We start from the raw sequence: 22978 nt of genomic DNA, 5'->3' as shown, positions 1-22978 counted from the left end.
TACCACGTTCCTTCACCATAGGAGGGCGACGTGTACCTTTACATATTTTCGTACCAGTCCGCAGAAGCTCCTGAAAGCAGGGAGCGCGGACAAGTCCTGCTCATGATCTCGGGCAGGGCGATCGCGTTTTCCGTGTTGAGTTGCACAGTTCATCCGATGTGCGAACAGACTGTCTATGACGCGCTCTACTACCTCCTGCAGGCGCACGGCTTGCGCGAGCGGGACCTGATTGCATACCACATCAAGACGCACCGCAGCCACCCGGGTATTGGCCGGGACCGGCCCGAGGTGGTGCGTTTGTACCTGCGTTATCTGGGCAACACCTGTTGCCCGTACAGCGAGCATCCTGTGCCGCATCCGTCCGGCCCACTGCTTGAGGCGATGATGCAGCGCGTGCGCCTAACTGACCTTGCCACGGTCCTGTCCAATCATCTCATCACGGCCGGAGCGCTGACATAGGCAGCCAGGGAGTTCGGGGTTTTGTGGGCAGTGAATCTCTAGGCAGCGCCTCCACGGGTGCTGCCTGCTTTTTTTGCCTTATTTTATGATAGGAGTAAAATGACTAGACCCCTCGACTTCGCTCGGGGTGACGCTCTACTATGGAACCCCTTGCCTCAAAAATCCGCCCCAAGTCTTTGGATGAATTCATGGGCCAAGAGCATCTTGTGGGCCCGGACAAGCCTTTGCGCGTTGCCATCCAGGAAAAGCACCTCTTTTCATTCATCCTCTGGGGCCCGCCGGGTGTAGGCAAAACCACGCTCGCCAAAATCTATGCCCGCGCCCTGGATGCGGAGCTGTTTGAGCTGTCTGCCGTGTCCGCGGGCAAAGCAGACATCAAGCACATCATCAGCCATGAAACTGAAAAATCAAAAGTATTGTTTCTTGACGAAATTCACCGCTTCAACAAGGCCCAACAGGATTTTCTCCTGCCCTACGTTGAAACCGGGGAGCTTACGCTCATTGGCGCGACCACGGAAAACCCGAGCTTTGAGGTCATCAGCCCGCTCCTCTCACGCTGCCGCGTGTTCGTCCTCAACGAGCTCACAAAAGATGATATGCTCTCCATCATCAACCGCATCCTAAATTCCCCTCCTTACCAAGGAGGGGCTAGGGGAGGTTCTGTGGACCAGGATGCCAAGGACTGGCTCATTGCCATGGCAAACGGAGACGCCCGCGCCGCCATCTCCATGCTGGAGGCAACCGCAACCCTGTACAAGGATATCACCGTCGCAAACCTCAAACAGGCGCTCCAATCAAAACATTTGCGTTACGACAAAAAAGGGGAGGAGCATTACAACGTCATCAGCGCGTTCATCAAAAGCATGCGCGCGAGCCAGCCGGACGCCGCCATCTACTATTTGGCGCGCATGGTGGACGCGGGGGAGGACCCGCTCTTTATTGCCCGCCGGATGGTGATATTCGCGAGCGAGGACATTGGCCTGGCCGCGCCCACGGCTCTCGTCGTCGCCAACGCCGTGTTCCGCAGCTGCGAAACCATCGGCTACCCGGAGTGCGCCATTAACCTCGCCCATGGAGTGGCGTATTTGTGCCAATGCAAAAAGGACCGCTCCAGCTATGATGCCCTGCGCGCCGCTCAAGCGGATGTGAAACAGCACGGCAACCTCCCGGTTCCCCTCAATATCCGCAATGCGCCGACAGGGTTGATGAAGGAGCTGGGTTATGGCAATGGGTATGAGAAGTATACTGATGAGAGCTTTCTGCCGGAGGAGTTGAAAAATAAGAAGTATCTATGATAAAAAAGATTTTGGTTATTGCAATAGTTGGATTGATAATGTATGGGGCATTTTGGGTGATAGACCCGATGCAGACTAAGACGCGCGTTGGAACGATTCAGTATATAGATCAAGATGGTGGTTGGTGGGGGATTGAAACCAGCCGCACCTTTCTTGGTATTCCGGTAAAAAAAGAACGTCTTTCTTTTTCAGATACGTCGGCTATTTATGAATTGCCGAATGAATTCAAGAAAGTTGGATTGCCGGTAAAAATCAGGTATGAAATTGTTGATGTGATCGGTATGTCGGATTGGGATATATATATTGTGCCTTCTACGATTGAAAAGATTTCAGGATGAGAGTCTTCTGCCGCCTGTCGTCCGAAGCTCTTGTACTCAAGAGCGTAGGATGAGATGATGAGCGTGGTTTATGCTTTGTCTCTATTGAATTTTTAACGCACCACTACTGAAATGACATCTCAATTCGTGGGCTTGACTTTTCCGGGAGGCGTGGTATACTGCCACCAACGGTTGGATGCCTTAGTGACCAACGTTCATAATCGGCGTTCTTAGCTAAGGATTATCCCGGCTGGACCGGGATCTCCAACCTTTTTATCTCTCGTACAGCGTCTGTAAGGCGTCTTGGGCCGTGACTATGATGTCAGGGCGCTTTTTATTTTGGAACACCGCAAGCGCGGCTTTGTGCGCCATACTCTTCTTCCCGATAGTGTCAAACCGTATGGCCGGAGATTTTTTATGGGCTTTCCGGTAGAGCTGCAGCAGGAAGTTTTTGATAGTTGGTTCTTTGCCCGGGTATTCCCTGTCGATGGTGACGCTTGTGGAATCGCTTGCGCGCATGTCGCGCAGAAGCATAAATATGAGCGTTGCAAATATGGTGTACACGTATGTGGTCTTGGGATGCCTGTTTGTTTTCATCGTTCGTATGAGTTTTTGTTTTTCGCTCGCGCTTATCTGCAAGCTTCTTGAACTGCCGTTTGCGTAGGCGATAACCGTGGTTTTGCTGGTGTGCTCAATTTTTCCGGATTGGTCTATTTCTATGTGCATACGCACTTTATTATATCATGGACCAGATTAACCCGCCTCTCCCCGCCTCCTCGGCGAGCAGGCGGCGGACCGGCGGCGGGGTGTTTTTGTATAAAAACCCCCGCACCTAGCGATAGCGTGCGGGGGATCGGGGGTGGCGCGCTGAGTGATTCTACGCGCCAGTAGGTGCTTCTGTGGGAACTTCCCACAGATCGCCGACGGCATTCCATCCGGCGGCTTCCATCACGGACCGGTGGATCCTGGTCAGATCCTCGCGCTTGAAGGTGCCGTACTTGCCTGCTGCTTTGAAGATCTGTACGCAGCGCACGAGCGACGTGAGGGCGTCGCCGGGCATGTCCAGCGCGAGCTGGCACTCGGCGGCGTAGCGGAGGTAATCCCCCGCGTCCAGCCAGTTGGGGTTGTCGGGCCCGAGTTTGCGCTCCTTGCAGAAGCGCTCACTGCGGCGGTGCGCTTCCTGGTAGCACTGCAGCGCGAGGTAGCGATCCTCGAGGTGCCAGTAGGCGTGTCCGAGGAAGCACATCGACTCGCAGCTGGGGCAGAGCGCCTCGATGAGCTGGCAGAGAAACAGTTCTTCCTGGTGGCGCTTCTCCGCGACCATGAGCGTGGTGATGGCCGTCAGGTTGTACGGCTCAATGTTCGGGAAGTTGGCCGTAACCGCGCCCACGAAGCGAGACCAGTGAAACGTGAATTCTTCTGCGGGGAGTGCTGGGCGGGGGATCCTGCGCGGCACTCCCGTGCGGAACACTTGGTCGGTGTTGAGCAAGACGATGTTTGTGATGCACTCATCTACTGCTTCCGAGTGTCCGGGCTTGAAGAATCCCTCGTCGTACAACTTCTGGAGCGATTTGGTGCTCACTGTCTTTCTCCTTGTGTAGGTGCATTATGGTTGGTTTTTGTGAATATAATGATAGCATATTTTAATAAAAAAGTCAATAGTTGTCAAATCAGCCTCGCCTCTCGCGAGGATCAAGGTAAGCCCGCCTCTCTCCGGCGGGTAAACTCGGCATCCACCTCATCGGCGGGCACGCTGGCCTTGGTGCTTGCCTCGCCGAGTGGCGTGTATAGGATAGAAAGTATTTAGGTGGTATGATGAAAGAGGAAGGGATACATAAATGATTTGACCTTCCAAGATTGGAGTGGTACGGTGTTGGCGTGAATGTTGAGAATGTGGTATAATAAAAGAAATTAGAGATCTATGGACAAGGCAAGATTTTTGAAAGTTTACGCAAACCTTCCCATTAATATTCGGGATGATATTGTCTTGACGGTTGAGCGAGAGAATGACAGGCGCATTCCCATAACATGGAATGTTGCTTATGTTGAGATCAGTAATGATACCGAGCTTGGTAAAAAAATTTTTAACAAACTCGTCGAACTTCAAATTATATGAGTACGACACAAACACAAAATGCACAACAGAGCGGACAGACGGAACAGGAAGAGCGTGATGAGGATGTTCGAGAATTGGTTAAGGCGCGTCTCGGTGCGATGCCTGTTGGTTTTAGTATGTCGATTGGCGGCGAGGGGTCTTTTAGCAGAGATGATTTAATCCAGCATGTGAGCGATGGAGACGAGATAGGCAAAAAAATGATTGAAATTGATATGAATTTTTTGCAGTCATTAAAAACTGGCGAACTGTATGAGTATAGCGTGCTTAGTGACGAGGCCTAATCATGATATTCCAACTCGGTATTTATCTGCATGGGCTGGCAAGGTAATAAAAATTATCAATGCAAAAGGATTTAGGCTATTTGATCTCCATGGCGAGAAAGCAAATAAAAAAGAATTTGAAAGCAGAGTCAAGAAGCTCAAGCCCTCATTTGTTTTTATAAATGGTCATGGTGGTCCAGGTCATGTCACCGGACAAGATGATAAGATTCTAGTTCGGGCGGGTGTTAATGAGGATATTTTTGAATCTAGGGTTGTATACGCTTTATCGTGTCAATCAGCAGTTGAGTTAGGACCTAAAAGCGTAAAGTCCGGCACTTTTTCGTATATAGGGTACGATGCGGATTTTATTTTTTGGTACGATGAGCATCAGATTTCACGCCCCCATCAAGATACAGTGGCCGAACTTTTCCTTGAGCCCTCAAACCAAGTGGCTATCTCCTTACTCAAGGGAAATTCAAGCGCTCAAGCCAGTAGAAATTCAAAGAAGTTTTTTGCACGAAATATACACAAGCTTTTGAGTAGCGAATCATCGCCTGAAGAAACTCACTACATTAGATACTTATTATGGGATCTGAAGCACCAAGTGTGCCTAGGCGATGGGAATGTGCAAATTTGTTAGAGATAGGACTTACGCGTTTGACGTCATTCTGGAGCGAAAGTACTCTTGAGCGATAGAATCTATGCGTTTTTCACGGAGATTCTATCGGCTTTGAGTACAAAGCCTCCAGAATGACGACTATTTCTGTCAAACGCGTAAGTCCTAAGAGAGTAATCTCGGTACAAATGTTGATATGCTATACTGACATCATAAGGAAAGCCTAAAGGTACCTTTTTGCCCTATCATCCAATCAATGCAACAAGAAACTCCCGCAATTACACCTGAACCCTCGGTTGAGCCAGCCGCGTCCGTGCCGCCGGTGGAACCCGTGGTTCAGTCCGAATCCGTTTCTCCGGCGGACGTACCCACACCATCACCCCTACCCGAGCTAGCCGCGCCTGAACCATCAACCCCGCCTTTGGTCCCAGTTACTTCATCATCCCCAGCTCCTGCCGCCTCTCTGGCAGGCACGGAAAGCGGAGTGCGGGGGCTGTTGTCGCGGGCACGGGAGAGAATCCAGTTCCGCAAGCGGGCAAAGCTGGAGAAAATCGCGGCCCGCGCCCGCGCAGAGGGGAGCATCACCAATGATGGCGTGCAAAAATTGCTCCGCGTCTCGGATGCCACGGCCACCCGCTACCTCTCGGAGCTGGTCCGCGCCGGGCGGCTCAAGCGGGTGGGCGCTGCCAGCCATGCCCGGTACGAGCCGGTTTCCTAGGCTGTGGCTCATCTCCGGGCATCGTGAGCCGCAAGGCCCCCGGGGCTTTGGAGGGGTTGAGCCGCCTGTCCCTGCCTCGCCGGCAGGCGGGCGCCGATGAGGTGGGTATTTTGGGGTGCGTTGGGGCGGTTTTTGGATTGACAAAATGCGGTTTCGGGCGTAGGTTAGGGGTACGTTTCGCCGAGCGTCAATCGGCGTAAAATGCAGTTCATTTTTTTGTGGAGGCCATCATGGCTACGCACGCACCTACGAACGAAGATGCGGCACCAGCCCGAGAAGAGGGACACCATCCGCTCCTTTCAGTCACCAGCAGCATGACTTTGTGGCGCGAGTGGAAGCAGGAGTTTGGCGCGGCCACAGAGGCAGGCAGGAAGCGTGATCTGATTCTTGGCGGCTACACCATGCAGGTTGCGGGCGCGGAAGAAGAGGTGGAGCGCGACTGCCTGTATATGGAAGTGGCTGACGGCCACAACGACACGGGGAGCTTCAACAGGGCAGGTGAGCGCGGTTTGGGCTGGCATTCGGACTCCCGGCCGTTCTTTCTTGGCGAACGCCGGAGCTGGCCGGAAATCCGCCAGCGGATCGCTCGGGACGCGTTTGAGGTGTTCGCGCGCGAGCGGCTCCGGAGCCACGAAACGCACCCCACCATACCTTCATGGGCCTGGGTGGAGCACATCTTCGTGCCCGAGGTGTTTCGGAAGGTGCTCTGGTTTTTCCGCCGCGAGGGGGGCGGGATTCGGAACTACCCGCACCGTCACCCGGAGCGCGGGTTCTACCCCAGAATCGTCCGCGCGTTTCTCATGGACCTGTGCGAGGTCGGCTGGAAGTTTGAACAGTACCGGGGTCATGGACTTGCCCCGCATCTGCCGGGCATGCGCCATATCTTGGAGCGCGACTCCCGCATGCAGATGCTCTTGTTCGCGCGCCGGGATCGGTTCATTGAGATCCTGGACAGCCTCGACGAGATCATACTTCTCCTTGGTCAGAGCTGGGAGTTTGACACGGCCTGTTTCCTGAAGCTGGAACAGCTGGCGCTGGGCACGGAGCTGTCGGATATTCCCCGGCTGACCGAGAATGGGTTGCGCAAAGAGCGTGGTGTGCCCCGGTCCATGGAAGAGGCCGCGCTGGCCGGTTCCAAGGCCGCAATCGTGTACCTGTATCGCCAGCGGACCGAAGCGCAGATGGCGCTCCTCCGCGAACAGGACAAGGCGCTCCAGGCCAAGCTTGATGCAGAGGAGCGTCTTGAGGTGCTCTCCCAGGAGGAGGGTCGGTAGCTCCATAGTTCGCGCACTGTCTGTTTTTAGTGCGCCGCACACCCGCCCTGTCTTGCCACGCGCGAGATGGGGCGGTTTTCTTTTATCGCCCACCAGGTCGCCTCACCACCAGACTAAAAGTCGGCTCATGTACACCATTTGAGCCGATGGGGGTACACGGAGGCGCGCAGTGGTGCGTTTTTGTTGTGGAAAAGGAGTATTGACAAAATATAGACATTGTCATATTATGTGTACATGAAGGATTACCAGTGGAACAAAGACAAAAATTCGCAATTAAGAATTCGGCATGGAGTCTGTTTTGATGACATGGTTCCGCTACTAAATAAAAACGAACGGGTGCTGGACATTATTCGGCACCTGAATCAGAAAAAGTATCCCAACCAGAAAATGTTCGTCGTGGAAGTTGGCGGATACGCGTACCTTGTTCCGTATGTGGAAGATGATGAGAAAATTTTTTTAAAAACCATCATACCAAGCCGAAAGGCGACAAAAAAGTATATCACTAAGAGATAATCTATGCCACAGGATCTAGAGGAAAAATATTACGAATCATTAGATAGGGAAGAGAAGGAACTTCTGGACGCCTATAACAGAGGCGAGTTTAAGAGCGTGCCCAATCTTGAAGAAGAAAAGCAGAAGCTCGTGGCCGCCGCGCGCGCAACGCTGATCAAGAAGCGCAACATCAACATCCGCATCTCGGAGCGGGATTTACACGCGCTGAAAGTGCGGGCGCAGGAGAAGGGTTTGCCCTACCAGACACTGGTGTCGTCCGTTCTGCACCAGTACTCAACCGGCAAGATGAAAGAGTTGGCATAACGCCGAAGAGAGCGGCGCCCCAGCTGCCGCCGCGACGAGTTGGTTCTCTGGGTTGTGGCTCATCTCCGTGCATCGTGAGCCGCAGGTGCGGCTCAAATGGTGTAAATGAGCCGCAAGGCTCCCAGGGCTTTGGAGGGGGTTGAGCCGTATTTTGCCGTATTTTTAAGTGGTCTTTTTTGCAAAATAAATACCCCCCGCAGCTAGTTGAGCCTGCGGGGGGTCGTGGAACGCGCGCGTTGTTGTTACGCGCTTGCGGGCGCTACTCTGACGTCTGTTCCGACGTATTCCTCATGTGCGGTTGCGGCGGCAGTGAAAACGGCCCTGGGGACAGGAGCGTGGCGTTCCAGGCAACCGCCCAAACCATGCACAGCACGAGTCCCACGACCGCGCGATCAATGCTCGGATTCGCGATCAACACATAGACCGTGAACACGATTGCGGGTCCCCCCAGGAACAAACCAGTAAAGAGCGCTTCTTTCGTCATCTCGTCTGCCGCCTCCTGCGGCTCGGAGGGTGGAAATTCCGAAATAGTTGGGCCACTCCGTTATACCAGAAAAATCACAAAAGCGCAATGCAACCTTTCCGCCACCCCCGCGTTATAGTATACTAGACGCGGATTTTTGATTGACTGACCCTCTCACCACCCCCTAGCCCCCTCCTTATGAAAGGAGGGGGAACTGTATGGACAAGCAACAAGAAAAGCAACTCATCACACAAGCGCAAAAAGACCCCCAAGCGTTCGGGGCGGTTTTTGACGAGTACTATGAGCCCATTTTCGGATACATCTTAAAGCGCACGGGCAACGTGCATGCGGCCCAGGACATCGCGTCTGAAACGTTTTTCAAAGCCTTGGACAGGCTGTGGCAATTCAAGTGGCGCGGCATCTCAATTTCATCCTGGCTCTACCGGATCGCGACCAACGAAATCAACCAGTATTTCCGCGCCGCCAAAAAGCGCCACTACTCGCTGGAGGCCCTGCTTGAAAAATCCGGCATTGAGCTTGCCGATGAGCGCGATCTGGCGCGGGAATTGATGGAGCAGGAAGAGGAGCTGGAGCGCGCGCAATCGTGGAAGCTCGCGCACGCGGCCCTGCGCAAACTTCCGGAAAAATACCAGGAAGTATTATCACTCCGGTATTTTGAAGATAAAAAGATATCAGAGATTGCGTCAATTTTGGGAAAGCGGGAGGGAACCGTCAAGTCATTATTGTCCCGCGGTACCGCCCTGCTTCACAAGAAGATGCCCGCCTCATCGGCGGGCGCTGTCGCGCAACCAAAAGAGGACGGCCGCGTTGTAGATGCAGAAGGCGCGATTAGTCCCGCGCCCAAAGAGAGCTAAACGTATGCACACGGAGAACCATCCATTTGAAAACCTTGCGAAACCGCAAGTCGCGCGCATGGAAAGCCATAAGCGCCGCCTCAAGGTGGCGTTGCTTACCGCGCATGAACACCGCTCCAGCGTGCGTTCGTTTGGCCACATTATTAATGATACGGTACACACTATGTCATTAGGCAAAAAGAGCACCCTCGCAGCCACGCTCGGCGTGTTCGGCCTGGTCGTGGCTGCCGGCGTTTTGGGCCCCAGCGCTTCCGAAGTTGCGCAGGCCCAGGCCCAGGATTCCGTAAAGCGCATGTTTGCGCGCTTCATCAACCTCACGGACGAGGAAAAAGCTGATTTAGAGGTTAAGTTCGCTGACCGCGTGCACTTTAGGGAGCCCGGCGAGGCGGGCTTGTTCCGCGGCATGATGGAGATTTCGGATGAAGAGCGCGAGGCCATGCACGCGCAGATGAAAGCATCCCTTGCGGATTCGCTGGCCGAGGCGCAGGCAGCTTCGGACCTTGAAGTGGTGAGTGCGGACGAGATGCCCATCCCCGGATTTATGGGCAAGGCCGGGCGCGCGTTCGGGTTTAAGATGATGCGTCATTCCGCCGAGGACCTTGAGAACCTTCCCGAGGAAATTCAAGCCAAGATAGAGGAGCACGAGGCTGATATGGAAGAGATGCAGCCCGCCAAATTCCTGCGCTACACCAACGCGGAAGGCCAGCAGGTAACGCTCGGCGTGAACGTGGCGGATGAGCCGGTGATGAAGTTCGTGGAAGGCGAAGGCCCGTTCCCTGGAGGCCCGGGCGGCGCGGCAGGCATGCACCGCGGCGGACAGTGGAAATTGTTTGAGAAGAAGGTTGAATAGGTACCAACCCCCCAGAGAGCGGCCTTTCCCCCAGGGCCGCTTTTTGGTATGATGGAGAATATGGAAGGCGAGCCCCACGAATTGACTGCCCAGTACTTGCACAACCTGGGTACCATAGAAACTATCAGGCTTTTACAGATCCTTGGCGCGGACCAGAAAGACGCAGAGCGTTTGGTTGCGCTTGGTGAAACCAGCAGGCAAACCCAGTTGAGCGAATCAGAACGCAAAGAGCGCGCCGACATTGTTAATCGTTTGCGCGAAAAAGGAATTCCCTTGCCGGAGTTTGAATAAGCATACAGCATACTCCCCCACAGCCAGGCGGACGCGGCGGCGTTCTTGGCGCGCGACCGCGCCTACTGCAGTTTCCGCCACACCCACCAGGAGTAGCCAACCGTGTTCACCAGGAGCAGTACCAGCACCGCGATAAAGAGCGGCAGCGCAAAAGTGTTAGGCAGAAACGGGATGATGATAAAGGCCGCGCCCGCGAGCGCAAAGAGCACGGCGCCCACGCGGTGGGTTTCGGCCCACACGGTTTCCGAGGAAAGGGTCCAGGGCGTGCGGATGCCAAAAAACCAGTTGCGCTTGATGCGGGGCATGAGTGTTCCCAACGCCACAAACATAATTCCGACTAATATGGGCGTAACCGTGCCCACTGGAATGTTGTACCCGATGCCGTTTGCCGAGGCAGTCGCATACAGCACCGTAAGCACCACAACCACCAGCAAGCGCATGGCATTGTACGCGCCCGAGAACTCTTTGTACCGGTCGCGCTTCGGGTCAATGAGCGGCAGGAACGTGATGAGCAGATAGATGGCCCACGCGAGCGCCGGGAAAAAGAACGCGGCAAACGCGCGGCCCGAAAATCCGTCCGCCTCTCCCTGGAAGTTCCAGTGCGTTGCCACTTCCGGCGGGAAGTTCGTATAGAAGTAGAATGCCGCAACAGACGCCCCAAGGAGCACGAGGAGGGTCAGCGCCTCCAATTTTGGATTGATTTTGTAGGGTAGCTTCATATGCTTTCAGTATAGCACTAAACTTGGTACACTACACGCATATGCGAATTACGTTCCACGGGGCAGCGCAAAACGTCACCGGATCCAAACACCTCATAGAAACTGAAGGCGGTTTTCGGCTCTTACTTGACTGCGGGTTCCACCAGGGCCACCGTTCCGAGGCCGAGAGGCTGAACCGCACTTTTCCCATGGTTGCTTCGTCAATAGGCGCGGCCATCCTCTCGCACGCGCACCTGGACCACTGCGGCCTGCTCCCGCTCCTCGTGAAGCAGGGTTTTGACGGTCCGATTTACGCAACACCCGCGACCATAGACGTGGCCGAAGCCATGCTGCTTGATGCGGCGCACATCCAGGAGTCGGACACCGAGTACTTGAATCGCCACTTGCAGAAAAATCAGAACCCCATTGAGCCGCTGTACACGCAGGACGATGTCGCGGCAACCATGCGGCAATTCAAACCCGCAGAGTACGTCCATCTCGGCGGGGGCTGGACATCATTATCCGATTCAGTCAGGTTCAAAATGTATGATGCGGGCCACATCCTGGGGTCTGCGGTTGCGGTGATAGAAATCAAAGAGTCTGGCCGTACCAAGACGCTCGCCTTTACCGGGGATTTGGGCCGGAAGAACGCGCCCATCTTGCGCGATCCCGACCCCATCCGGGAGAACGTGGACATCCTTTTATCGGAAGCGACGTACGGGGACCGCGTGCACGAGCCGCAGGCTAAAACCGAGAAAATCGTAGCCGAACTCATAGAGCGCGCCATCAAGCGCCAATCAAAAATCATTGTGCCCGCGTTCGCTTTAGGCCGCACCCAGGAACTCATCTACCTCCTGCACCAGATGTTCCACATCAAGGGGTTTCCCCGGATTCCGGTGTATTTGGACAGCCCCTTGGCGGCCCGCGTCACTGAGATATTTAAGAAGCACCGCAATGTGTTTGATAACCAAACCTGGAAAGATTTTGATCCGGAAAAAGATGTGCCCCTGATGTTTGAGGGCTTATCCTATGCCGTAACCACGGAAGAGTCAAAGCGCCTCAACGAAATGGGCGGCCCCCTGATGGTCATATCGGCAAGCGGCATGATGGAGGCGGGACGCGTGCTCCATCACCTCAAGAACAGCATCACTCATCCCAACAACGCCATCCTCATCACCGGATACCAAGCCGAGAACACGCTGGGCAGGCGCATCCAGGACGGGGTTTCGCCGGTGCGCATTTTTAACCGGACGTATGACGTAAAAGCGCGCGTGGAAACCGCGCACGCCCTGTCCGCGCACGCGGACCAAGCCGAGCTCCTGGAGTACATCGCGTCCGTGCGCGGCCTCTCAAAACTGTTTCTGGTGCACGGGGAAGCGCGGGCCATGGCTACGTTTACTGATCTGGTCAACCGCACACTGCCGCCTGTTTCGGTTGCCTCACCCAGGCGGGGAAACAGTGTTGAACTATAGTATGATTATCAGCCACCGGGGATACGCAAAAGAGCATCCGGAAAACACGTTCGCGGCATTTGACGCGGCTTTTAGCGCGGGAGCGGATGCCATAGAAACCGATGTCCGCATTGCGGGCGATGGGCAGGCCGTTGTTTCGCACGACCCGGCCAAAAGTTCACAGGGCCTCATCACCCTGGATGATCTGTTTGCGTACATCGCGCACAAAGAACCTGCGCCGTTTTTTTTGGAGCTCAAAGACTCATCAGCAGAGCTTTTGGCGCATGTTGCCCGCCGCATCAGCAGCCTGGATGTCTGGGAGCGCGTGCACCTCATCGGGTTCGCGTACAACCTTAAAACCGCTATCAGGGCGCAAGCGGATTTTCCAAAACTCAAAGTGGACCAAATTCTCTCGCTCCCGGCGTGGTCCTATGTCAGAAAGCCCCGCCCAAGCCATGCCGTGTACATCGGGTGGCTGGACGGCATACCCGGCAGCGAGCCGCTCTTCCGCCGGATGGTTCCCTTGCGCCGCCTCGCGGCGCTCAAGGAGCGGTTCCAAAACCAGGGGTTTAAGGTGTATGGCGGGGTCTTGAACCGCGAGGACGGCATCCGGTACTTCCAAAACGCGGGCATCAGTGATATATTTACGGATGAAGTAGTAACCGCAGTACAATGCCTCAAGCTTCCGCAACAATTTTAGGCGCAGGCGCCATGGGCACGGCCCTCGCGACCGTGCTTGCCGAAAACAGGTACAAAGTTACGCTTTGGGACATAGAGCGGGACGTTTGCGATGGCATCAACCGGTTCCACAAGAACCCGCGCTCCCTTTCCGAGCTTGGGCTTGAGAACGCCATCAAAGCCGAAGCCAACATCGCGAGAGCCGTGGCGAGCCGGGACATGGTTGTGGTGGCCGTGGCATCAAGCGCGGTGCGGGAAGTTGCCGGGCGCATCAAGGACGCGATTGCGCGCAACTGCGTGATTGTCTGTGTTGCCAAGGGTCTTGAACCCAAGAGTTTCAAAACCATGCCCGAGATCATTTTGGAAGAGCTGGGAAGCGCGTTTCGGCACCAGACCATGCTTTTGTCCGGCCCCACGTTTGCGCGGGAAATCGCCCTCAAAAAGCCCACGGCCGCAACGCTCGCCTCGGAGCGCTCCAATGAGTATTCGCGGCGCGCGTTGGACGCGTTTTCCAATGATTGGTTTAAGGTTGTGGAAACGCGGGACATGGCCGGGGTCGCGCTTTCCGGGGTTGCCAAAAACGCGCTCGCCGTGGCATCCGGCATCATGGCGGGCATGGGGTACGGGTACAACACGTACGCGTGGATCCTTACCGAGGGGTTCCGCGAGCTCTCGCGCCTCATCTGGAAGATGGGCGGATCCGAGGAGACGGTGTACGGCCTTGCCGGATTCGGGGATGCCCTGGCAACATGCCTGTCCCCGGAGAGCCGCAACCGGGCCTTCGGCGAGCTCATCGGGAAAGGCAAGACCATAACCGCGGCCCTCTCAAAAGTTGGGGAAACCGTGGAAGGCCTCTCTGCCATTGAGAGCCTGCACCAGATTGCGGCAAAAGAGCGGCTCAAACTGCCCATACTCGCGGCATTGAACGATATCGTGGTTGAGCGCAAAAAAGCGGACAAGGTGTTCCGCGAGCTGATGCAGAGTTTGTAGGAAAAAGACGAGTTATATGGTATAATAATCGCATGGAACGAATCCATTTCATAAAAGAAGCAAAGCACTCCACGCACGCATTGGCGTGGCAGTTGGTGGTGCAGGGCGGGGTCATGGTTTTCCTGGGGCTCCTCATTGTGATGTACCCACAGCTCCTGATCCTGTTTTTCGCGTTCGCGTTCATCCTCATGGGTTTGGGCTCCATTGCGGCGGCCTACAAAATCCGGCGGTTCGCCAAAAAGTTTGACCTGTTTTTTGACCTGTTCGGGTAGCTTGATTGCCGGGCAAGGTATGCTATAATGACATCCCAAAAGATGTCGTTTTTTCAGTATGATCCAGATACAAAATCTCACCAAAACCTACGGCCCTACCCGCGCCTTGGATAACGTGAACTTTGAGGTGCGGACCGGGGAAGTCCTGGGTTTTTTGGGCCCGAACGGAGCCGGAAAGTCCACGACCTTAAAGATCATCACCGGCTTTATTGCGCCCACGTCCGGCACTGCCATGGTGGACGGGTTGGACGTGGTGGACAGCTCGTTTGAAATCCGCAGCCGCATCGGGTATCTGCCCGAAACCAATCCTCTGTACACGGACATGCGCGTGCACGAGTATCTGGCGTTTGTGGCAGCCGCCCGCAGGATTCCCAAAGCCAAGCGAGGTACCGCCATCCGGCGCATGGTTGACGTGTGCGGCTTGGGGAGCGTGTACTCAAAATCCATTGACGCGCTTTCCAAGGGGTACCGCCAGCGCGCGGGCTTGGCGCAGGCCATGATGCACAACCCGGACATCCTCATCCTGGATGAGCCCACGAGCGGATTGGACCCGAACCAGATCGTTGAGATCCGCGATCTCATCAAGCAGATCGGAAAAGAGAAGACCGTCATCCTCTCAACCCACATCCTGCCGGAGGTTACGGCGACATGCTCGCGCGTGGTCATCATCAACAATGGGAAAATCGTTGCCCAGGGCACGGCGGATGAGCTCACCCTCGGCTCTAACCGCGAGGTCATTTACATCAAGTTCAAGGGCGACCGCGGCCTGGTGCGGCAGATGCTTTCCGAGTACCGCACCGTGGGCGCCATCAGAGAATATGCGGGCGAGGGCAGGGACATCTACGCGTTCGGGGTTGAGATTACGGAAGGGGACGGCAGGGAGTTGATTTTTAAGTCAGCCGTGTCCAACAAGTGGACCCTGCTGGAAATGTACAAGAAGCACGAGAACTTGGAGGACGTGTTCAGGAGATTGACGGTATGAAACTAACAGCCATCACCTCAAGCATCTCAAACATCACCCCTATTTTCAGGCGGGAATTTGCGAGCTACCTCGGAAGTCCCATTGCCTATATTTTCGCGGCCGTGTTTTTGGTGGCCACCAACTGGCTGTTTTTCCAGAGTTTTTTCCTTACGGACCAGGCAGTCATGCGGCAGTGGTTCGGGCTCCTGCCCTGGGTGTTCCTCCTCCTCGCGCCGGCCATTACCATGCGCAGCTGGGCCGAGGAGAAAAAGAGCAACACCGTGGAGTTTCTGCTCACCTTGCCCATCCGCGACTTTGAGGTGGTGCTTGCAAAATTTTTGTCCAGCTTTGCGTTCCTCGCCTTGGTGCTCGCCTTTTCTTTCACCCTTCCCGCAACCATTGGCTGGCTCGGGGACATTGATACCGGGGTGGTTGTCACCGGGTACCTGGGCGCGCTCCTCCTCGGTAGTGCGTACCTCTCGCTCGGGCTCTTGGCGTCATCATTCACGCGCAACCAGATTGTGGCGTTCCTGGTGAGCTTGTCCGTGATGTTTGTACTCTTTATCATGGGTTCCAACCAGGTGCTCGGGTTCGTGTCCGGCCCCGTGGCCGCGGTGCTGCAGTTCCTCTCCACAGCCTCCCACTTTGATACGCTCTCGCGCGGGGTGGTGGACACGCGGGACGTCATCTACTACCTCTCATTCACCGGCCTTTCCGTGTACCTCAACGTCCAGGCCATTAGCTCGCGCAACTGGCGGTAATCCTATGGCGCTTTTCAACTCCAAAAAACAAGTGAACCGCGCAAGCGCCCTGCTCGCCATTGGTTTGGTTGCGGCAGTGGCAGTGGTGCTGAACCTGGTGTCGCTCAAAATTTTTGCGCGATGGGACGCGACCGAGAACAAAGACTACAGCATCTCGCGCACTACGAAAGATATCTTGGCGAGCATGGATGACGTGGTGAACGTCAAAGCCTACTTTACGAGTCAGCTGCCCGGGTACTTGCTGGTGCGCAACCAGGACGTGCGCGGCATCTTGTCCGAATTTGAAAACTCAAGCTCCGGCAATGTCAAAGTTACGTACCTTGACCCGGGCTCAAGCGACGAGCTCGCGCGGGAGGCGCAGGGCGTCGGCATCCCGACCCTGCAGTTCAACGTGGTGCAGAAAGATGCGTTCCAGGTTACGAACGGGTATTTGGGGCTTGCCGCCTTTTACGGGGATAACCAGGAGATTATCCCTATTGTGCAGGACGCATCCACGTTGGAGTATGATCTGGCCGCGGCCATCACGCGGGTGGCCCAACAGGAGCTCCCCACGGTTGCTTTTGTGGCGGACAAGGGAGCACAGCCCGGGACAGCGCTCGCGCGCGTGCGCGGGATGCTGGAACAGCAGTACCGCGTGGAAGACATTACCCTGCAGAACGTTGAGCTCATTCCGGAGCGCATCGCGACGCTGGTGGTTCCGGGGCCTACAAGCCTCAACCGCAGGGACCTCTACGTGCTTGACCAGTTCTTGATGCGGGGCGGCGATCTGCTAATCCTTGCCGAAGGCGCGGACGTGGACTTTAACACCCTCACCGCCCAAAAGCGCGAGGGCTCGCTCGGAGAATTTTTGGCGAGCCACGGCATCCGCCTGAACAAGGATTTGGTGCTGGATGTTTCCCATGAGCTCGCGCCGTTCCGCACGGACCAGACCCAGTTCTATGCGCCGTACCCCTTGTGGGTCAAGATCCAAAAGGGAGGGTTTAACCCGGATTCAAACATAGTGAACCAACTGGAGTCCCTGGTGCTGACTTGGGCATCAAGCATTGACGTCATTGAGGAAAAACTTGATGAGCGCACCGTGCGCACGGATTTGGTGCGCACCACCGCAGGCGCCTGGGCCCAGGACAGCAACTGGCAGTTGAACCCGCGCCTGATACAGGCTCCCGCGCCCGAGGACCAGCGGTCATTTGTCGTGGGAACCATGCTCTCCGGGTATTTCAAGAGCATGTTTACGGCTGACGACATTCCGGGCCGGGTTAGTATTGATGGCGATGGAGAGGGCTCCGAGCCGCCGGCCGCAGCCGAGCGTGTGCAGTTCAAATCCGAAACTGCGGAAGGCCGGCTCATTGTGATCGGGGATGCGGATTTTCCGCTTGATATCAACGTCAGCCGGTGGGAGGCGAATGCCGTGTTTTTCGCAAACCTGGTGGACGCGCTTACGAGCGATGCAAGCCTCATTGAGATCCGCTCCAAGGGCGTCACGGACCGGCCGCTTAAGCAGCTCTCGGACCAGCGCAGATCCCAGATCAAGTGGCTCAACATCGCTGGCATGCCGATTCTGTTCGCGTGCTACGGTCTTCTCCGCGCGGCCCGCAGGCGCAAGGCAAGGGTGGAGATATAAAAAAAGCGAGGGTACCACATCCGTGTGATACCCTCCTCAAAAGTGCATGACGACTTCCTTGTCGTCAGTGAGCGATCCTGGCTCCCTTGACTCCGAAGGGATGATCGCAGATGAGTTCTGAGAGTCCCATCAGCCCGATCGGGGTTGCGATGACCCAGATCAGGCCCTCCATAACCTGATGGAGGTAAGGGTGCTGCAGGGGGACAGAGGGGAGCATCCCAGAGAACCCCCAAAAGCATGAGGCTGAGGTGATGATCATCGACGCTCCCATCAGGAATCGGGCCTTGGCCCCCGTCGACATGATTGAACCAAATATGCCGACACCGATGGCACCGAAAATGATGACCTCTGCGATGACCATCCATGGCGAGTTGCCGTCGCCGACGGTCCCGGTCATCATCGGGATCAGCACCCCGATGATCAGGAGGCTGAAGAATAGAGTGGTGGGACGCTTGGTGAAGGCGCCCCAGAAACTCAACCCCAGGAACCCCGCCAAGGCTCCCAACAACATTCCTACTGCCTCAAAAAACCCCATGGTTCACCTCCAAAAATGAAGTGAGTTGCCTAGGTCGGCCATTTAGCCAACCCATTATGACTTTTTTCTGACTACTGGTCTATAGGCATTTAACCTATAAAACAGTAGTCAGAAGAGGATAAAAAGAACTTTTTGTATGCCTACATATTAACATATCTAATATATTTTGTCAATGAAAAACTATTATTTTTAGCTTAAATTAGCCAAAATTTCTCCTTATTTTGTCCCATGCCAAATCCTATGTTAATATATAAATACTAACGATTGCTCAAACGGACGCCGTCTCGTATTAAAATATGACTTTGCTAATCTCCAAGTTCAAAAATATTTTTTTCCTCCTCGGCGTGCTCGCCGTGCTTCTTGTCGGCTTGGGTATATATCAAGGCATGGCCGGCAACAAAAATGCGCGTTCTGATGCCACATTTTTCCGCGTGGACGCGGATGCCCTGGATAAAATCCGCATCCTCGGGGTCAACGGATTATATGAGAATGTTCTGGAAAAGCGGGATGATGAATGGGTGGTCGCGAACAAGGGCGCGTACCGCGTGAATCCGGAGTACATCGCGGACCTGCTCAAGATATTTGCTGACCTGCCCCGCGGGGAGCTCGCGAGCCGCAATCCGGAAAAGCGCGAGGAACTGCAGGTGGATGATGTGGGCGTCAAGATTCAGGCGTGGGAAGGGGATACCCAGGTTATAGACGCCATTATCGGCAAAGAGGGCCCGGGTTTTTTGAGCACATACGTCCGCCGCGCCGATTCGGACAACGTCTATCTGGCGGCGCAAAACATCCGGCCCGTGTTCAACCGCACGGACTGGCGCGACAAGCGCGTGTGGATATTTGACCCGCTCAAAGTTACGTCCATTGACTGGCGCTATAATGAGGTGGAGATTTCGTTGATCAAAACCGGGGACGGCTGGAAGCAGGTAACGCCGTTTTCAAAAGATTCGTCCGATGCGGTGATCGGGCCTGTGCTCGCGTCATTGGCAGATTTATTTGCGGCTGATATCAAAGAAGATGTCACCAAAGAGCAAGCCGGCATTACCGGCAGCTCCTCTTCTTCGGCGGACAAGGCGCAAACTATCCGCATTGAGCTTGGGTTTGAAACCGGGGAAAAAGACGCGCTGTACGTGGGGGACAAGCTGCCCGCGCCGAGCGAGGAATACTACATCAGCCGCGAGAATTCAAAACTCGTGTGGACCCTTGATTCGTTCACCATTGAGGAAATCTTCAAAAAGGAAATCGGCGACTTTTAGGTTTCCTCCCCTTACCAAGGGGAGGACTAAGGTGGGGTTCTTTGCAAACGTGTGCGCATTGCGGACAAAAAAAGAAGCCTCGGGCGCGGGGAGCGCACGAGGCTTCGGTTCGGGGTTGTTGCGCCCCAAGGAGCGGTCAGGCCGGAACCGCCTGTTCGGTTTCCGCGAGGATTTCACTCACCCGCGCGGTCCATCCCTCCAACTGGCGCTGGAGCTGGGGCAGGGCCATCTGCTGGATGGAACACGCAGCCTCTTTGAGCATGTGCCGAAAGAACTGCGCGTTGGTTGTGTCTGGAAGCCACTCATCCGGCGTCCTTTTGTAGTCAACGTTCTTAAACACCAGGAACCGAGCTATTCCGTGGCCGACTCTCGGAAACGTGATATGGCACATAGCGCTCGGTGCGTTCCCATGGAAACCTGTGTTGTACACCATCTCCACCGGCATTCCGAGGCGCTCTTCCAGGAACATTGCGAGCTCGCTCGCCAACAGCGCGGCAGGTCCATCCTCTTCCCGAAGAAAGCGGACCACACCGTCGTACGAGGTTGCGCTTTCAACACGGAACATACTCTCCTCCTTCCGGGTCAGCGGATCGTGAGCGCCATGAGTGCGCCACGTGGGAAACGGTCTGATCGCGGTTTTGACCACAGTGCCCTCCTTGCGGCAAAGGGTGGGGTGATTGGTTGTCCAGGTGCGGATTACAAAGGTACCTTTATCACAACGTTCGTGTTCTGTCAACAGATTACAAGTGGCACCGTTCATTCTGTGGTTGGTAAATACAGAAACCCCTTATTTTTACCGGGAATTTGGGTATATTGACTTTTATCAAAAATCCCGGTAAAATATTGGATAAATGAACATAATTTGAGTTTATGAAGATACATTTGCCAAATAGCGCTTTTTTGGGTAATATTGATTCTTTTTTTAAGAGTTTTGACCCATCAAACAAGGGGAAGCTTGAGATTACCGCGAATCCGAATTGGATATCCATTCATCCAGTTGTTTTGGCAATGGTTGCGGCACTTGGCCTTGAGTTAGACCCCTCATATATTACGTGTGAAAAATTTACTGCGCGGTCAAAACACTACTTGGAACGCATGGGGCTTTTTAAATTTTTAGGTGTTCAGTCGGACATGGTAATAAAAAAACATGAACCAGCCGGACGATTCATACCTTTAACTCAAATTAACACCAGCGAGGAATTGAAAAAATTTATCACCGAGATGACGCCTCTTTTGCACCTTAGTCCAAAACATGCGGAACCTATACGGTATATTATCAGCGAGTTGGTGCGTAATGTGCTTGAGCACTCTTTGTCACAGTACGGTGCTCTTGTTGCGGCGCAATATTTTCAAAAGAGCAATACTATCCGAATCGGAATAGCCGATACCGGGGTCGGCATCTGGAAGACTATTAATAATGCGTATAATCCAAAAGATGATCTTGACGCAATACGCCTTGCGTTAACTCCTGGCATTACTGGTACGACGAGAAAAGAAGGCGGGACAGAACAAAATGCCGGAGCTGGATTATTCTTTATCAAATCAATTGCTAACGTAAATCGGGATTTTTTCGTGATTTACAGCGGCACGGCAATGTACAAACTGTTAAAGAGACAATCGTCGAAGATTAAGAAGATTAAATTGTATGCTGACCCGTTGCGCGACCGTCATTCGAGCGAGGTTCATCTTCCCAATTGGGAGGGCACGGTGGTTGGCATAGATATTTCTTTGGCGACCACGAGCGAGTTTTCGCTGCTTTTGGATTTAATCTCGCAAACATACCGCGAGGCTATTAGAGAGAGAAAAACAGCGCGTTACAGAAAGCCTAAATTTATATAACCTATGAGAACCATTACATTATTCGACAAAACCGGCTCGTTTGCCGAAGACAAGGATTTAGCCAGGAATATAAGGGTTGCGCAGCTGATACCCGCGTTGGAAAAAGGAGAAAGCATTGTTTTGAATTTTGAAGGCGTTGATTCTGCGACCCAGTCTTTTATTCATGCGCTGATTAGCGACTTGATGCGGAAGTATGGAAATGACGTTTTAGATAGAATTCAATTTAAATCATGCAGCGAGACGGTGCAAAAAATTATAGCTATAGTCGTTGACTACATGCAGGAAAGCTAGTCGGCAGTTTTAGAATTTTCAGTGGAAGTTCCGAGAGGCGTTGTTTCTGCGGGAGTTTGCACATAGGAGACGTGCATCTTGCGCACCGCGTTCATTGCATAAGTTCAGATACGTTTGACGGCTAAAAAGGCGGATGATATTATCAACCCATGGCAAAATACATTTTCATCACCATCATACTGCTCGCTGCCATGCTCGGCCTCGCGTACAAGCAGGCGCCGAATGAGCCCGAGGTGAGTCGGCCGCAGGAGGACTCAAGCCAGGAAATAATTGCCGATGTTCCGCAAGCCGAAGAAGGCGAGCCTGTTATTTCAGATTCCGGGAACGTGCGAGTCACCCAGCCCCGGCCGGACGCAACAATAACAAGCCCCATGCTCGTTAAAGGCTCTGCCAAGGCCTCCGCACCCGCGCTCCACTTGCGCCTTAAAGATGCAAGCGGAACCGTGATTGCCGAAAAGCAGGCAACCGCGGCCGCGGCAGGGGAAGACGGGTTTGGTTCGTTCGGCGAGCTTCTGCTGTTTGAAAACGTTGCCGCTGATTCAGGCGTACTGGAAGCCTTTTCCAAGAGCCCGTTTGACGGCTCGGAGCAGGACCTTGTTTCAATACCAATTAAGTTTTAAGCGCGTATGCAAAAAGCAAAATTGTTCCCGCTCGTGTTCGCAGTTGCACTCCTCGGGGTGTCGTGCGGCCAAAAGGACCAAGCATCAGTATTTAATGAGCCCCAAGGAGAAGAAACCATGGCCCCAGAATCAAGCGCGCCCGAAACCCCTTCCGCAAACCCAATCGCGACCCTCAAGACGAGCATGGGCGACATTGCGATTGAACTGTTTATGGACAAGGCCCCGATCACCGCAGGCAATTTCCTCAAGCTCGCCAAAGAAGATTTCTATGATGGGGTCGCGTTCCACCGCGTGATTCCGGATTTCATGATCCAAGGCGGAGACCCTTTGTCAAAAGATGATGATCCGGCAAATGACGGCACCGGAGGCCCGGGCTACTTCATAGAAGACGAGTTTTACCAGGGCTCATCCAACGTGCGGGGCGCCATTTCCATGGCAAATGCGGGACCCGGAACCGGGGGCTCCCAGTTCTTCATCAACATTGCTGACAACACGTTCCTGGATTACGACAAAGAGCCGCTTTCATCCAAGCACGCGGTGTTCGGCCAGGTCACAAGCGGCATGGATGTGGTGGATGCGATTTCCAAGGTTTCCCGCGATCCGCGCGACCGGCCCAACAAGCCTGTGGTCATAGAAGACGTTGTTGCCCAATAAT

At 54.4% G+C, this 22978-nt stretch carries 31 protein-coding genes; 25 read left to right on the top strand and 6 right to left on the bottom strand.

Features of this window, described 5'->3' with window-relative positions; genetic code table 11:
* Window positions 1-30 precede the first annotated feature (30 nt).
* The 3 genes from HYT31_00385 (at window position 31) to HYT31_00375 (ending at window position 2092) form a co-directional block, all read left to right on the top strand.
* Window positions 31-459 (top strand): hypothetical protein, encoded by a 429-nt coding sequence (locus HYT31_00385; GenBank protein MBI2050245.1) that lies wholly within the window; start codon window positions 31-33, stop codon window positions 457-459.
* Between the two features lie 140 nt (window positions 460-599).
* Window positions 600-1754 (top strand): replication-associated recombination protein A, encoded by a 1155-nt coding sequence (locus tag HYT31_00380; GenBank protein MBI2050244.1) that lies wholly within the window; start codon window positions 600-602, stop codon window positions 1752-1754.
* The gene (locus HYT31_00375) at window positions 1751-2092 is read left to right on the top strand and encodes a hypothetical protein (protein MBI2050243.1); all 342 of its coding nucleotides are present in this window, start codon (window positions 1751-1753) and stop codon (window positions 2090-2092) included. The genes HYT31_00380 and HYT31_00375 overlap by 4 nt, the downstream gene beginning before the upstream one ends.
* A 252-nt stretch (window positions 2093-2344) precedes the next feature.
* Here HYT31_00375 and HYT31_00370 read toward each other — a convergent pair whose 3' ends face one another.
* Together HYT31_00370 and HYT31_00365 are read right to left on the bottom strand one after the other, a co-directional pair.
* Complete coding sequence (locus HYT31_00370) at window positions 2345-2797, bottom strand: hypothetical protein (GenBank protein MBI2050242.1); 453 nt, start codon at window positions 2795-2797, stop codon at window positions 2345-2347.
* A 151-nt stretch (window positions 2798-2948) separates the two neighbouring features.
* A complete protein-coding gene (locus HYT31_00365) occupies window positions 2949-3653 on the bottom strand; it encodes a tetratricopeptide repeat protein (protein MBI2050241.1) in 705 nt (234 codons plus the stop codon).
* A 339-nt stretch (window positions 3654-3992) separates the two neighbouring features.
* Here HYT31_00365 and HYT31_00360 point away from each other — a divergent pair, with 339 nt between their 5' ends.
* From HYT31_00360 to HYT31_00330, 7 genes are all read left to right on the top strand, one after another.
* On the top strand, window positions 3993-4187 hold the full coding sequence (locus HYT31_00360) for a hypothetical protein (GenBank protein ID MBI2050240.1): 195 nt from the start codon (window positions 3993-3995) through the stop codon (window positions 4185-4187).
* Window positions 4184-4468, top strand: coding sequence for a hypothetical protein (locus tag HYT31_00355; GenBank protein ID MBI2050239.1), 285 nt, complete (start codon window positions 4184-4186; stop codon window positions 4466-4468). The genes HYT31_00360 and HYT31_00355 overlap by 4 nt, the downstream gene beginning before the upstream one ends.
* A complete protein-coding gene (locus tag HYT31_00350; protein ID MBI2050238.1) occupies window positions 4437-5087 on the top strand; it encodes a hypothetical protein in 651 nt (216 codons plus the stop codon). Before HYT31_00355 ends, HYT31_00350 begins: the two co-directional genes overlap by 32 nt.
* Before the next feature lie 232 nt (window positions 5088-5319).
* Window positions 5320-5781: a hypothetical protein gene (locus HYT31_00345; GenBank protein MBI2050237.1), complete on the top strand. Its 462-nt coding sequence runs from the start codon at window positions 5320-5322 to the stop codon at window positions 5779-5781.
* 230 nt (window positions 5782-6011) lie between these two features.
* Complete coding sequence (locus HYT31_00340; protein MBI2050236.1) at window positions 6012-7055, top strand: hypothetical protein; 1044 nt, start codon at window positions 6012-6014, stop codon at window positions 7053-7055.
* A 234-nt stretch (window positions 7056-7289) separates the two neighbouring features.
* Complete coding sequence (locus HYT31_00335) at window positions 7290-7568, top strand: BrnT family toxin (protein ID MBI2050235.1); 279 nt, start codon at window positions 7290-7292, stop codon at window positions 7566-7568.
* 3 nt (window positions 7569-7571) lie between these two features.
* Window positions 7572-7871 (top strand): antitoxin, encoded by a 300-nt coding sequence (locus HYT31_00330; protein ID MBI2050234.1) that lies wholly within the window; start codon window positions 7572-7574, stop codon window positions 7869-7871.
* 259 nt (window positions 7872-8130) lie between these two features.
* Here HYT31_00330 and HYT31_00325 read toward each other — a convergent pair whose 3' ends face one another.
* Window positions 8131-8355 carry a hypothetical protein gene (locus HYT31_00325; GenBank protein ID MBI2050233.1) on the bottom strand — a complete coding sequence of 75 codons (225 nt, stop codon included), beginning with the start codon at window positions 8353-8355 and terminating at the stop codon, window positions 8131-8133.
* 197 nt (window positions 8356-8552) lie between these two features.
* Between HYT31_00325 and HYT31_00320 the strand changes: the two genes are divergently transcribed.
* From HYT31_00320 to HYT31_00310, 3 genes are read left to right on the top strand one after another with little or no spacing between them, the layout of a single operon-like run.
* Window positions 8553-9209, top strand: a complete 657-nt coding sequence (locus HYT31_00320; protein ID MBI2050232.1) for a sigma-70 family RNA polymerase sigma factor — start codon at window positions 8553-8555, stop codon at window positions 9207-9209.
* A gap of 4 nt (window positions 9210-9213) precedes the next feature.
* Complete coding sequence (locus tag HYT31_00315) at window positions 9214-10059, top strand: hypothetical protein (GenBank protein MBI2050231.1); 846 nt, start codon at window positions 9214-9216, stop codon at window positions 10057-10059.
* 48 nt (window positions 10060-10107) lie between these two features.
* Complete coding sequence (locus tag HYT31_00310) at window positions 10108-10350, top strand: hypothetical protein (GenBank protein ID MBI2050230.1); 243 nt, start codon at window positions 10108-10110, stop codon at window positions 10348-10350.
* A 62-nt stretch (window positions 10351-10412) separates the two neighbouring features.
* Here HYT31_00310 and HYT31_00305 read toward each other — a convergent pair whose 3' ends face one another.
* Window positions 10413-11069 (bottom strand): SdpI family protein, encoded by a 657-nt coding sequence (locus HYT31_00305; protein MBI2050229.1) that lies wholly within the window; start codon window positions 11067-11069, stop codon window positions 10413-10415.
* Between the two features lie 41 nt (window positions 11070-11110).
* Between HYT31_00305 and HYT31_00300 the strand changes: the two genes are divergently transcribed.
* Genes HYT31_00300 through HYT31_00270 form a run of 7 tightly spaced genes read left to right on the top strand, consistent with a single transcriptional unit; the run spans window position 11111 to window position 17782 of the window.
* On the top strand, window positions 11111-12520 hold the full coding sequence (locus tag HYT31_00300; protein ID MBI2050228.1) for an MBL fold metallo-hydrolase: 1410 nt from the start codon (window positions 11111-11113) through the stop codon (window positions 12518-12520).
* Window position 12521: 1 nt separating this feature from the next.
* Window positions 12522-13199, top strand: coding sequence for a glycerophosphodiester phosphodiesterase (locus HYT31_00295; GenBank protein MBI2050227.1), 678 nt, complete (start codon window positions 12522-12524; stop codon window positions 13197-13199).
* Window positions 13172-14167 carry an NAD(P)H-dependent glycerol-3-phosphate dehydrogenase gene (locus tag HYT31_00290; GenBank protein MBI2050226.1) on the top strand — a complete coding sequence of 332 codons (996 nt, stop codon included), beginning with the start codon at window positions 13172-13174 and terminating at the stop codon, window positions 14165-14167. Before HYT31_00295 ends, HYT31_00290 begins: the two co-directional genes overlap by 28 nt.
* Before the next feature lie 32 nt (window positions 14168-14199).
* Window positions 14200-14439 (top strand): hypothetical protein, encoded by a 240-nt coding sequence (locus HYT31_00285; GenBank protein MBI2050225.1) that lies wholly within the window; start codon window positions 14200-14202, stop codon window positions 14437-14439.
* A 58-nt stretch (window positions 14440-14497) separates the two neighbouring features.
* Window positions 14498-15421: an ATP-binding cassette domain-containing protein gene (locus tag HYT31_00280; GenBank protein ID MBI2050224.1), complete on the top strand. Its 924-nt coding sequence runs from the start codon at window positions 14498-14500 to the stop codon at window positions 15419-15421.
* A complete protein-coding gene (locus HYT31_00275; protein ID MBI2050223.1) occupies window positions 15418-16161 on the top strand; it encodes an ABC transporter permease subunit in 744 nt (247 codons plus the stop codon). Before HYT31_00280 ends, HYT31_00275 begins: the two co-directional genes overlap by 4 nt.
* 4 nt (window positions 16162-16165) lie before the next feature.
* A complete protein-coding gene (locus tag HYT31_00270) occupies window positions 16166-17782 on the top strand; it encodes a GldG family protein (GenBank protein ID MBI2050222.1) in 1617 nt (538 codons plus the stop codon).
* Between the two features lie 64 nt (window positions 17783-17846).
* On the opposite strand, the gene HYT31_00265 is transcribed toward HYT31_00270, so the two are convergent.
* A complete protein-coding gene (locus tag HYT31_00265) occupies window positions 17847-18317 on the bottom strand; it encodes a hypothetical protein (GenBank protein MBI2050221.1) in 471 nt (156 codons plus the stop codon).
* Between the two features lie 296 nt (window positions 18318-18613).
* Here HYT31_00265 and HYT31_00260 point away from each other — a divergent pair, with 296 nt between their 5' ends.
* On the top strand, window positions 18614-19573 hold the full coding sequence (locus tag HYT31_00260; protein MBI2050220.1) for a DUF4340 domain-containing protein: 960 nt from the start codon (window positions 18614-18616) through the stop codon (window positions 19571-19573).
* A gap of 136 nt (window positions 19574-19709) precedes the next feature.
* Here the strand turns inward: HYT31_00260 and HYT31_00255 are convergent, their stop codons facing one another.
* Window positions 19710-20138, bottom strand: a complete 429-nt coding sequence (locus HYT31_00255) for a hypothetical protein (GenBank protein ID MBI2050219.1) — start codon at window positions 20136-20138, stop codon at window positions 19710-19712.
* A gap of 305 nt (window positions 20139-20443) precedes the next feature.
* Here HYT31_00255 and HYT31_00250 point away from each other — a divergent pair, with 305 nt between their 5' ends.
* The 4 genes from HYT31_00250 (at window position 20444) to HYT31_00235 (ending at window position 22977) form a co-directional block, all read left to right on the top strand.
* Window positions 20444-21412, top strand: coding sequence for a sensor histidine kinase (locus tag HYT31_00250; protein MBI2050218.1), 969 nt, complete (start codon window positions 20444-20446; stop codon window positions 21410-21412).
* Window positions 21413-21415: 3 nt separating this feature from the next.
* Window positions 21416-21703 carry an STAS-like domain-containing protein gene (locus HYT31_00245; protein ID MBI2050217.1) on the top strand — a complete coding sequence of 96 codons (288 nt, stop codon included), beginning with the start codon at window positions 21416-21418 and terminating at the stop codon, window positions 21701-21703.
* Between the two features lie 149 nt (window positions 21704-21852).
* Entirely contained in the window at window positions 21853-22323 is a 471-nt protein-coding gene (locus HYT31_00240) for a Gmad2 immunoglobulin-like domain-containing protein (protein ID MBI2050216.1), read from the top strand.
* 6 nt (window positions 22324-22329) lie between these two features.
* Window positions 22330-22977, top strand: a complete 648-nt coding sequence (locus tag HYT31_00235) for a peptidylprolyl isomerase (protein MBI2050215.1) — start codon at window positions 22330-22332, stop codon at window positions 22975-22977.
* The last annotated feature ends 1 nt before the right edge of the window (window position 22978 follow it).

It is taken from the genome of Parcubacteria group bacterium, from assembly GCA_016181765.1.
GTDB lineage: Bacteria > Patescibacteriota > Patescibacteriia > UBA2169 > UBA2169 > CG10-46-32.
The sequence above is the reverse complement of the archived record's forward strand: the minus strand, read 5'-3'. Positions and strand labels throughout refer to the sequence as shown.

Coding starts and splice junctions, on each gene's coding strand:
- HYT31_00295 (MBI2050227.1), top strand. CDS start 12,522: ATGATTATCAGCCACCGGGGATACGCAAAAGAGCATCCGGAAAACACG.
- HYT31_00375 (MBI2050243.1), top strand. CDS start 1,751: ATGATAAAAAAGATTTTGGTTATTGCAATAGTTGGATTGATAATGTAT.
- HYT31_00350 (MBI2050238.1), top strand. CDS start 4,437: ATGAGTATAGCGTGCTTAGTGACGAGGCCTAATCATGATATTCCAACT.
- HYT31_00255 (MBI2050219.1), bottom strand. CDS start 20,138: ATGTTCCGTGTTGAAAGCGCAACCTCGTACGACGGTGTGGTCCGCTTT.
- HYT31_00250 (MBI2050218.1), top strand. CDS start 20,444: ATGAAGATACATTTGCCAAATAGCGCTTTTTTGGGTAATATTGATTCT.
- HYT31_00285 (MBI2050225.1), top strand. CDS start 14,200: ATGGAACGAATCCATTTCATAAAAGAAGCAAAGCACTCCACGCACGCA.
- HYT31_00240 (MBI2050216.1), top strand. CDS start 21,853: ATGGCAAAATACATTTTCATCACCATCATACTGCTCGCTGCCATGCTC.
- HYT31_00335 (MBI2050235.1), top strand. CDS start 7,290: ATGAAGGATTACCAGTGGAACAAAGACAAAAATTCGCAATTAAGAATT.
- HYT31_00340 (MBI2050236.1), top strand. CDS start 6,012: ATGGCTACGCACGCACCTACGAACGAAGATGCGGCACCAGCCCGAGAA.
- HYT31_00260 (MBI2050220.1), top strand. CDS start 18,614: ATGACTTTGCTAATCTCCAAGTTCAAAAATATTTTTTTCCTCCTCGGC.
- HYT31_00370 (MBI2050242.1), bottom strand. CDS start 2,797: ATGCACATAGAAATAGACCAATCCGGAAAAATTGAGCACACCAGCAAA.
- HYT31_00380 (MBI2050244.1), top strand. CDS start 600: ATGGAACCCCTTGCCTCAAAAATCCGCCCCAAGTCTTTGGATGAATTC.
- HYT31_00355 (MBI2050239.1), top strand. CDS start 4,184: ATGAGTACGACACAAACACAAAATGCACAACAGAGCGGACAGACGGAA.
- HYT31_00360 (MBI2050240.1), top strand. CDS start 3,993: ATGGACAAGGCAAGATTTTTGAAAGTTTACGCAAACCTTCCCATTAAT.
- HYT31_00330 (MBI2050234.1), top strand. CDS start 7,572: ATGCCACAGGATCTAGAGGAAAAATATTACGAATCATTAGATAGGGAA.
- HYT31_00290 (MBI2050226.1), top strand. CDS start 13,172: ATGCCTCAAGCTTCCGCAACAATTTTAGGCGCAGGCGCCATGGGCACG.
- HYT31_00320 (MBI2050232.1), top strand. CDS start 8,553: ATGGACAAGCAACAAGAAAAGCAACTCATCACACAAGCGCAAAAAGAC.
- HYT31_00325 (MBI2050233.1), bottom strand. CDS start 8,355: ATGACGAAAGAAGCGCTCTTTACTGGTTTGTTCCTGGGGGGACCCGCA.
- HYT31_00345 (MBI2050237.1), top strand. CDS start 5,320: ATGCAACAAGAAACTCCCGCAATTACACCTGAACCCTCGGTTGAGCCA.
- HYT31_00265 (MBI2050221.1), bottom strand. CDS start 18,317: ATGGGGTTTTTTGAGGCAGTAGGAATGTTGTTGGGAGCCTTGGCGGGG.
- HYT31_00310 (MBI2050230.1), top strand. CDS start 10,108: ATGATGGAGAATATGGAAGGCGAGCCCCACGAATTGACTGCCCAGTAC.
- HYT31_00235 (MBI2050215.1), top strand. CDS start 22,330: ATGCAAAAAGCAAAATTGTTCCCGCTCGTGTTCGCAGTTGCACTCCTC.
- HYT31_00280 (MBI2050224.1), top strand. CDS start 14,498: ATGATCCAGATACAAAATCTCACCAAAACCTACGGCCCTACCCGCGCC.
- HYT31_00315 (MBI2050231.1), top strand. CDS start 9,214: ATGCACACGGAGAACCATCCATTTGAAAACCTTGCGAAACCGCAAGTC.
- HYT31_00245 (MBI2050217.1), top strand. CDS start 21,416: ATGAGAACCATTACATTATTCGACAAAACCGGCTCGTTTGCCGAAGAC.
- HYT31_00300 (MBI2050228.1), top strand. CDS start 11,111: ATGCGAATTACGTTCCACGGGGCAGCGCAAAACGTCACCGGATCCAAA.
- HYT31_00305 (MBI2050229.1), bottom strand. CDS start 11,069: ATGAAGCTACCCTACAAAATCAATCCAAAATTGGAGGCGCTGACCCTC.
- HYT31_00275 (MBI2050223.1), top strand. CDS start 15,418: ATGAAACTAACAGCCATCACCTCAAGCATCTCAAACATCACCCCTATT.
- HYT31_00270 (MBI2050222.1), top strand. CDS start 16,166: ATGGCGCTTTTCAACTCCAAAAAACAAGTGAACCGCGCAAGCGCCCTG.